Source organism: Vallitalea maricola, from assembly GCF_036985595.1.
Classification (GTDB): domain Bacteria; phylum Bacillota; class Clostridia; order Lachnospirales; family Vallitaleaceae; genus Vallitalea; species Vallitalea maricola.
In genome coordinates this window covers 115,993-126,643 of the sequence record NZ_BTPU01000023.1, presented here as the reverse complement: position 1 = coordinate 126,643, position 10,651 = coordinate 115,993, and the positions used below count along the sequence as shown (strand labels likewise).

The 10,651-nt window shown below is 30.2% G+C and carries 6 protein-coding genes; all 6 read right to left on the bottom strand.

From position 1 onward, the window contains the following. Window positions 1–765: PDC sensor domain-containing protein (locus tag AACQ14_RS07865; protein ID WP_339363029.1), on the bottom strand; the 765-nt coding region annotated here is incomplete at its 3' end. Window positions 766–1,077: 312 nt separating this feature from the next. After that, a complete protein-coding gene (locus AACQ14_RS07860) occupies window positions 1,078–2,253 on the bottom strand; it encodes a class I SAM-dependent methyltransferase (protein WP_339363028.1) in 1,176 nt (391 codons plus the stop codon). 141 nt (window positions 2,254–2,394) lie between these two features. Beyond that, window positions 2,395–4,047, bottom strand: coding sequence for a SulP family inorganic anion transporter (locus tag AACQ14_RS07855; RefSeq protein ID WP_339363027.1), 1,653 nt, complete (start codon window positions 4,045–4,047; stop codon window positions 2,395–2,397). 208 nt (window positions 4,048–4,255) lie between these two features. Beyond that, window positions 4,256–6,325 (bottom strand): DUF6259 domain-containing protein, encoded by a 2,070-nt coding sequence (locus AACQ14_RS07850; protein ID WP_339363026.1) that lies wholly within the window; start codon window positions 6,323–6,325, stop codon window positions 4,256–4,258. Window positions 6,326–6,345: 20 nt separating this feature from the next. Next, the gene (locus AACQ14_RS07845) at window positions 6,346–9,876 is read right to left on the bottom strand and encodes an outer membrane protein assembly factor BamB family protein (protein WP_339363024.1); all 3,531 of its coding nucleotides are present in this window, start codon (window positions 9,874–9,876) and stop codon (window positions 6,346–6,348) included. A gap of 33 nt (window positions 9,877–9,909) precedes the next feature. Then, entirely contained in the window at window positions 9,910–10,638 is a 729-nt protein-coding gene (locus tag AACQ14_RS07840; protein ID WP_339363023.1) for an MBL fold metallo-hydrolase, read from the bottom strand. Window positions 10,639–10,651: the final 13 nt, after the last annotated feature.

Here is a 10,651-nt window from a genome sequence, read left to right as displayed (position 1 = left end):
ATAATCATCATTATCAAATCTATTTTCTCCAACTAATTCTTTTTTTGGGTGTGCAACATATATACCTGTATTAGATAAAATTACTTCATAACCTGAATCATACAAGTCAACATCTTCAGTTAATGCCTGTAGTTTATCCAGTGTAACATCAACTCCAACAGCCCCTATTATCTTACTATTATAATGAATTGGAATAACAAGAGAAGTCATTAATATTTTTTCACCATCTAATAGATATTCATAAGGTTCAAGTATTATTTCGGTATCAGACTTCTTAGCTAGCGAATAATAATCATCATTGCTTGTCAAATCATATTCTTCACAAGGCTTATTAACTACTTGATTTCCACTCCAATACCAATATGGAATAAACCTTCCTGTTTGGTCATGTCCTTCAGTGTTCTTATAATTATCATCTTGATTATCTAGAGAATTTGGTTCCCATATAGTCCATATTCCAGAGAAATCCGAATTCTCTTTTATTACGCTTTTAAGCATATTATTTATGTTATCTCTATTAACTATAGCTTCACTCATTTTAATACCTTCAAAACTATTTGCCAAAGTTCTTACTATGTTGGTTGCTTCTTCTAGCTCTTCTTCTACTCTCTTAGCAACTAAATTACCCTTTAGCTTAGTAGTTTCATATGCACTATCTAAAGATTGATTACTTGTCTTAATTCCAACCATTAAAATAATTACAGCCATTATAATTAGAATACTTAATGAAATACTAATAACCATTTTACTTTTAATCGATTTCATAATAAAACTCCTAACAAATTAAATTTTGTATTTTTTATATCATTTTCTCTATAAGTTTCTATAATAAATGGATTAAATAGATACAATATTTCCTCCTTTTACTTATATTTTCCATTTATAATATAATTCTACAATTTTATGCTTTATCCTTTTTTTCTTTACATTTTTTTACTTTTTCCACTGCTTTTTATTAACTTTTTATACTAATTTATGTAGTTTTTTATATAAAAAAAACTAAAGTATTACCATATTTTGGTTTTACCTTAGTTTTATATTTACTTGATTTTTACCAATAAAATTCATATTAGAATACTAACATTTATCTAATAATGACAATAATTTATTTCCCATTGCTTTTTCTATATAGGGTTGTATATTCCAAAATTTTTTAAACTCCTTATATTCATCTATACATTCTTTATTATAACTTCCTTTTTTGAATGCTCTAATAAGTATATTCTTAGGAGTATGTTCCATATCAATGAATTCTAACATCTGTACAGAATATCCCATAATCTCAAGTATGTTTCCTCTTACACTATCAGTTATAAGGCTTGATAATTTTTCTTTGATGATTCCATGTTTCTCCATTGACTTCATGGTATTATTATGAATCTGTTTTAGAAGTTCATGCTGGCAGCATGGAACTGACAAAATAACATCTGCTCCCCAATTTACCGCTTTCACTAGAGCATCATCAGTAGCTGTATCACAAGCGTGAAGAGTTACTACCATATCGACTTTATCAATTTCTTCATAACCTTTTATATCACCATGAACAAATTTCAATTTATTATAATTAAGCTCAACAGCTATTTTATTACAAAATTCTATAACATCTTTTTTTAAATCAAGCCCAATAATGTTTATATCTAATTTCAGTTGTTCAACTAAATAATGATAAAGAGCAAAAGTTAGATATGATTTTCCACAACCAAAATCTATAATATTTATGGTCTTGGTCTTATCTAGTTGTTCTATGCAATCTGAAACCATCTCAAGAAATCTATTCAGCTGCTTGAATTTATCATATCTATTGGCTAATACTTTTCCATCTTTATTCATTACTCCAAGTTTTATTAAAAAATCATAAGGTTTATTCTCAGATAAAATATAATTTTTAGTTCTATTATGGTCTAAATCCACTTTTTCTTTTGTTGGTGGTTTTTTTATTATATTAGCCTTACCTTTTTTGCTGACCAATACTTGATAATCAGCTTCTAAGGTATAGAAATTACCTTGCTTAAAATAATTTTCCATAAGATTTTTAAGTTCATTAATTGTATCATCATGGTCTAGATTGTTATGAGTTACTTTCTTAGTATAATGATAAGCAAATTGATATAATAGTCTTCCTTTGATGATTACAGGTTTTACATTGACTTTATTGTAATTAGTATCATCTTTTTTTCTTACTCTGCTTAGTATAATATTATTTATGTTATTAGTCTTGATAATGCTCTCAATTAAAGCATGTACATTTTCCATTTTTATCTCTCCTACTAGTATTTGCTTCCATATTATAATATATATCAAAAGAAATTAATAGGAAAAAATCACTTCTAAATTAACCAATTTAGTTAGATATAAAAACATATGATAAAGATTTTAAATTATTATAATTGACAATTAACTGTTAGCATATGTAAAAGCTTCCTCTACACTCTTGAAAAAGCATTCTTCTCCGATTGTCTCATAAAGAGAAGCTTTGATTAATGAATTTTTAGGTTGTTCATTAATTCCAGATATCAATATCTTAGTCTTATTTCTTTTACATATATCTATAAATTGTCTAAACGCATGTAATGCTGTTGCATCCATTACTGGTACATTACGCATTCTCAAAATGATTACTTTAGTAGGATTACCAATCCCATTTATCACTTCCATGAATTTATCAGCAGCTCCAAAGAAAAATGGACCATTTATTTCATAAACTTGTATACCATCTGCTAACTTGAATTTCTTACTTTCTTCTTCAAAATTAAAGTCATCATCGCCTTCTTCTGATGCATCCATGACTGTCTCTTTTACATTTGTTACATCCGCCATACGTTTCATAAATAACAAGGATGCTAGTACAATACCTATTTCAATTGCTTTTACTAAATCAATTAGAACTGTTATAAAAAATGTAATTAACAATACCAAAACATCACTCTTGGGTGATTTTAGCAATTCTTTGAATTCTCTCCATCCACACATATTATAAGCAACCATTATCAGTACAGCTGCTAATGAAGATAATGGTATCAACTTGGCTAAAGGCATAAACATAACCATTATTAATAATAATGTAATAGAATGAACCATTCCTGCAATTGGTGTTCTCCCTCCGTTTTTAATATTTGCTACAGTTCTTGCAATAGCACCGGTAGCAGGAATTCCACCAAATAAACCGGAGGCCATATTTGCAATTCCCTGAGCAACTAATTCCATATTAGAACGATGTTTACTTCCAATCATACCATCTGAAACTACAGCTGATAACAATGATTCTATTGATCCTAAAAATGCAATTGTAACAGCTGGTCCTAGTAAAGTACTTATTTTTTCCATACTGATATTGGGTATATGAGGTAAAGGTAATGCAGAAGATAATTCACCAAATCTTGACCCAATAGTAGCTACATCTAATTTGAATACCATTACCATAACCGTTGTAACTATTAAGGCAATCAATGTTCCAGGTATTTTTCTGTTTATCTTAGGCCATAAAATGATAATTAATAAAGCTATAACCCCTACTATGATACTCCATAAATTAGCAGTATCCATTGCAGAGAAATAAGTTTTCCACTTTCCAATAAAATCAGCAGGTACTTCGCTAATGCTTAATCCAAAAAAATCCTTCATTTGAGATGAAAAAATAACTAGAGCTATACCACTAGTGAAACCTGTTGTTATTGGATATGGAATAAATTTAATAACACTTCCTAGTTTCAATAAACCCATAATTATCATAATCAAACCAGCCATCATCGTGGCAATAATTAATCCTTCAATCCCATGTTTAGCTACAATTGTATAAACAACAACCATAAATGCCCCAGTAGGTCCACCAATCTGTACTCTACTCCCTCCTAAAAAAGATATAAGAAAGCCTGCAATTATTGCAGTATGAATACCTTTTTCAGGGGATACACCAGAAGCAATTGCTAATGCTATTGATAGAGGCAAAGCAATTATAGCTACAATAATACCAGCGGTAACATCGCTTAACAGTTGTTGTTTTGAATAATGCGTCATTGTACTAAATAATTTGGGTTTTAATTTTGACATCTAATTCTTCCTCTTTTCTTACATTTTACATTTTTTACTTTATTTACATCCAATATAAGTTCCCATAGCATTTTAGTCCTTATCTAATACAAATGCAATATAATTTCAATTGAAAACTAAAAATACCACTTTTCTGTATAATAAAAAAACTGAAAAGATTCAACAATATCTTCTCAGTTTTTTGAATTAATTTATTTCATTTCATTATTCAATTAAATGAATGTCTAATTTCATAGACTCCTGCTTCATCATCACATATGGGTAATCTAATTTTATTGTTATCATAGATTACATCCACAGGAGATTCAGTTAGATCAATACCTATACGTATTATTTTGACTGGCTCATTATTAAGTTCAACCCAAATACTACCCTCTTCTTGTAATTCATTTCCTACTAAAACAATTATATCATTATTATCTAAAACCCATTTACTAGTTACATATCCGTTATCTGATATTATACCTATATCATCCATATATTGAGCATTTTTTATTAATTCATTAGCTCTCTTTCTCAGGTTGATTACTCTTAGCACATAATCCAACATTTCTTTTTTATCATTGAATTTATAAGTTAATCCTAACCAGTACACCGCACCTAACACGAATGCTCTTAATACATCCTTTTTGAATTTACTCTCTTGTTCCTCTCCTTGGAGATTATATACTGGATTAACCATATGTACTTGAGCAAACTCAGGGAATGTATAACGAAAAACATTATAACATTCATCATATTTGGGTCCGTTCCAAGTCAGATTACTCCATACATACCCTCCATATATATCTCCACAGTTTTCAATCATAATAAATGAATCATCATTTAATCCTTTAATCTGGTCATAGATACTAGAGAGCATGTATCTATAACCATGATTAAACTCTGAAGAAGTATCATGTGAATGGGCTTTATCATAACAAGGAAATGGCTCTGCTGAACCAAGCTGGTCCAAGTAAATGCCTGTAGCATTATAGCTTTTTACCATCCATACAGCGGTATCAATAATATGCTTTTGCCACTGATTATGGGAAGGACACATGACAGCAAAAGATTCAGTACCATAATTTTCAGTATAAACATCCCCATTCAATTTCTTCATAGCCATTTTATTTCCATAGGTAAGATAGAATTGTGATTTCAAATCAAATATTCTACAATTAATATAGAACGTAGCAAATCCACCATGAGCATTAATGTATTCACATCCATTATACAAGTCCATAGATGTCCCCAACTCCATATCAGGATGGAATTCTGGGTAATAAGAGTCGAATCCACCTCTATTCCAACCGGCTATAAAGAAATGGTTAATACCCTGTTCCATTCCTTTCTCATACATATGTGGTATATTCTCAAATCTATTATATATCTTGCCTTCTTTTTTGAAATTATAGCATTGATTAAGTACTACTTGATCTTTCAAATATTCAGGTTGTTTTTTTATATCCAGATATGGTTCAATCCATGATCTATATTTCCTTGCTCCATAATGCCAATCATTACAGTTAACCGAGATAATATAATCATTAGATTTCCACTGTTCATTATTGATATTTACATATTTCCTAAATGAAAATCCCATCCAAGGGGCTGATTGCCCCCCAGATTCAGTATATATTCCTGTTACTAAAAAATCTTTATCATTAGATGATATATAGAGTCCATTTTTATCATCGTAATAATACATCCACATCATTGAAGCTAAACCACAATAATTGATCTCTCTTTCATATACCTTGTCTTCGTTATAATAAGACTGAGCTCTCCAAAAATCCTGATATTCTCTAGTACTTAATTTATAAATTGGATTGATGATCTTCTCTCCTGCATGATGAGGGTATATGAGAATATCATCTTCTGGGACTTCTCCAAGATAAACACCTCTAATATGAGGATAAAGTACCTCTATAATCTCTATATCCTTTTCTCTATTATCAATACTTATATTAAACTTGATATCATCTGATTCTCTTTCCATTAATATTTCAACAAAAACGGAAGTATCAATCTTCTTATCTTCCATAAATAATGAATCATAGATACAACTTATCTTTTCATACTCTTCACCTTTATTGATATTAACCCTATATGCATCATTAGGATATAATCTAACTTTATTACCCAATTCATTTTTTGCATACAAGGAAAATATACAATTATCGGGCTTAACCTTGATATAATCATCTTTAGTTGATTTGTTAACCAGACTCACTATATTATGTATATCACTGCAAAATTCTAATTCAATATATTTATTACTTATCTTATAAATCATTTACCTTTCTCCTACTCTGTTTAGTACTGAATTGAATAAACATTTCCATCTGTACCGCTTACATATACTTTTCTATCTATTACTTCTGGAGTAGACCATAATACTCTTTCTGGATATCCTACAGCATCGTATATAAATTCAATATTACCTGTTACTGCATTAACCCCAGTTATTCTTCCTCTTTCTGCAACATGTATAACCATTGATTCATCGTCATATACCAGCCCTGAATCTATCTGGAATGGTTGAAAATCACTGTCGCTGCCATTGGCTCTCATGTCTGTGTACCAATTAATGCTTTGGTCAGTAGTATTAATTGCATGGAGTTGTCTTCCATTACCCGATGTATAAAAAACTGTCTCTCCATCAGTACACATTCCTCTTGAAGATACTTTTTCAATAGATGTGGATACCCATTCTAATTCACCAGTATCCATGTTGAGATATCCTGGTCTTGTATTCTGTGCATCTATACACCACAATTTATTGTTATCAGATTTTATTGGACGTACATCTCCACATACAAACAATGATTCATCTGTATCAGCATTCCCTCTCCATTTTAATGTACCATCACTTATGTTAATTGCATACCATATATATGTATCTCTCACAAAAGCGTATAGAGTATCATTATGAACTATAGGTCTTTGACGCATTAAACCATTCGTTTTGTAACGCCAATTAAGTGTACCATTAATTATATCCACACAATATATATATCCATCACCGCTTCCAAAATAGACATTGTCTCCATATACCAATGGGTCTGACAGAACACTTCCTTCTGTTTCATAGAACCATTGTACATTTCCTGTATCAGAATCTAATGAATATAATCTTTTATCACTTGAGCCTACCATGACAAGAGTATTATTAATCCCTTCATATATTGCTGGTTTGGATATGATAGTTTCTCCTGTATCATATTTCCACTTTAATGTTCCGTCCCCATCATTAATTGCATAGATAGAACCATCTTCCGACCCAACGTATACAACTTGATTATGATATGTTGGCGTTGATTGTATCATATCCTCAGTTTCAAATACCCATCTGGTTGAGACATTTCCTCCTGTCCACTGATAATCCTTATACTCTTTCCATACCTTTCCATTATTATCTGTCACATAAACTACAAGAAAGTGTTTTCCATAAGGTATTGCAGGGTTATAATCTTGTATATCAATTTCTCCTCTGAACTGATTCCCATCTCTAGTTAATAAAGTCCATGGACCATAATTGTCAATTCTAACTTTTACATCTTTTATTCCATCTGGTGCTTCTGGAACATCCACTTCTACTTCTACATTACCATTATACTTGGCATTTGCTGTAACTATATTTACTTCTGGTTTACGTTTATTTACCATAGGTAGTTTAAACCATAAGTTCTTACTTCCATCAGATGCTTTTCTTTTGTACATATATAGATAATTAGGTGTTATATCAATAGTACAGTAATCCTGCTCAGTGTTATCCTTAATATACGTGATATAACTTACTGGGATGTAATTATCGTTTTTTCTTCCATAATAATGTAAGTGCCCACACATATAAGCCACTACATTATAATCTTCAATCTTACTTAGAAGTTCATCAATCCCTGTTATATTATGATGTATTTTAAATGGATGATGAGCAAATATTAATATAGGTGTATCTTTTGATACATTCTGCAAATCATTCAAAACCCACTCAACCTGTTTTTTATTATATTTACCATCCAGCTCAAAATTACAAGATGAATCTAACATAAGAAAATGAACACCTTTGTAGTCAAATGAATAATATAGTTCTCCAATTTTTGTTTCCCAATCTTTCTTGCCGTTAGCATTCCACCAGCGGACATCATGATTTCCAGTAGTTACATATACAGGACTATCTATGAGACTTGCGTCTTCTATATATTTATCATATTGCTCATTGGTACCATGATCAGTTATATCACCTGTTACAATAGTAAAATCAGGTTTTATATCTGTGTTCAGTTCATTGATGATACTAATGAAGTTATCGCTTCCAATAAGCTCATGAACATCACTAAGCTGTGCAAACTGAAAACTCCCAACATTACCATATTCAATGTTAAATGTGATAACATCTGTATATTTGGTAAATGAAGCTGGTGAAGAATTGTATAATCTAGCTTTTATAACTCCTGTATCAGAAATCACTCTTTTGATGATTAAAGGATCTTCTATACAGATATTGATTTCTTCAAATTCAGTACTTCCAGATTGAGTAGAATATACAGTCCATTTATTATCAACAAAATCCCATAGAGAAAAATACTGATTTCTGATATTCATGGAATCTGATTTTAATCTAGTAGAAACAGTTAAAGTTTTAATGTAATCCCTATCAACATTAATTTGTGTACTACATTTCCAAGCTGCTTTATTAGCTGAATCAGATATCATACTTAGATTATTGCTATCACATATAGTTGTATCCTCTATGCTTCCTGTAATTGTTCCATAATCGGAACTGATATCATCTGAAGTATAATGCTTCACTGTGTCATCACTTGTATAATATATAGTTACAGTCAAATAATCAGAGCATCGTTTAAAAGAACTAGAAGCTGAGTTATATAATCTTACCTTAACATCTCCGAACTCAGATATATAACTTTCTATATCATCCATATCAGAAGTTGTCCACTGAATATTGTTCTCATTATTATCTGACTGAAAATTTCTGATGACCTGCCAGCTTTTAGTCGTATAATTCCACAAGGATAACCATGTATTATTACATTCTGTAGAATAGCTGCCAGTATAATTTATTGATAGAGCATGTATATTATTTTTCTTTTGTTTAATATTAGTTGTAGCATTCCAAGCAACTTTATTACTTGCAGAATCAACCTCCAAACATTTATTATCTCTATTATTAAGTGCTGCCATATCATTAGCTGATATATTACCCTGTTCAATATTCAAATCATTCATATCATATTCATAATAATTATCATTGGTAACGCCGCTGCCATATGTATAATCTAAAGAAATATAATCCAATACTATATTGAAATTATCATTGTTGGTGTAAAGAATTTTTAATTTTAATTCATTATTACTTATATAAGAATTAATATTATCAACTATATCTAGGGGTAATCGAATATTCTTATAATCACTTGAAATATTTTTATTCCCTAGTGATTCATAGGTATTGCTATCATAGTTGAATATTGCAAGTTCCATATTAACATTATCTATAGATGATTTGTTAGCTAATATTAAATTAAGTTCACCAATGGTGCTATAATCATGCTCTATATTAAAACTATGTAAAATTTCTACTTGCTTCTCTATATCATCATTTGACTGCAATTCCATCCCTTGCTGATCTTCCCTTTTTAACATTGAAACATTGGAAACATCACCACTGCCTTTCTCCATATGAATATTATCCACAAAAGTATTTTTAAGCATTAATGGATTGCTATTTACTTCGGCAGCATTTATGCCTGTTCTTTTAGTAATGAATATAAAAATTATAGCTAAACAACTAAGACTACATCTTAAAAATTTTCTATACATAGTTATACCTCACTTTTCTATTGTTTTTCCTATCTATAAAATATAAGTATCCATCTCCCTAGCTAAACTAAAATTACTTGAATATTTTCCTGCTTCCTCTATATAATCTTCTATTTTGCTCTCAAACCATAAATGGGTCAGTAATAATCTCTTACAATTTGCAAGGTTGCTTATTCTGCAAGCTTCCTCTACTGATAGATGATGGTTCATAGGTATGTCATCTCGTTTTTTAACTATAGTTCCTTCACATAAAAACAGGTCTGCATCTTTTGCTAAATCAACTAAATCATCTGTATAACCAGTATCGCCAGAATAAACAAACTTGAATCTCTCACTCTCTATACAAACTCCATAGCTATCAATTAGATGAACCATTTTCTTGAATGAAACAGTTAAATCATCTATATTTATTATGGTATCATCTTGAATATAGGTTATATCAAAAAGGTTATCATCATATACTTCGTCATCCTGCTCTGGTTTTGGTAAAAATAATGGTATTTTATTTATTTCCTCTCCATAGTATTTCTTGGTATCCAATACATATTTTATAAGATGCAAATCTGCCATATGATCAAAATGTACATGCGATAGAATTATATAATCCAGCTCTTCAATTTTACAAAAATGCTGTAATCTACTAACAACACCATTACCACAGTCAATTAATATTTTCTTGTTCTTATACTCAATATAATATCCTGAACACGCACCATCTTTTGCAGGAGCTGTTCCATAACGTCCTAAAACTGTCATTTGCATATGAATTACCACC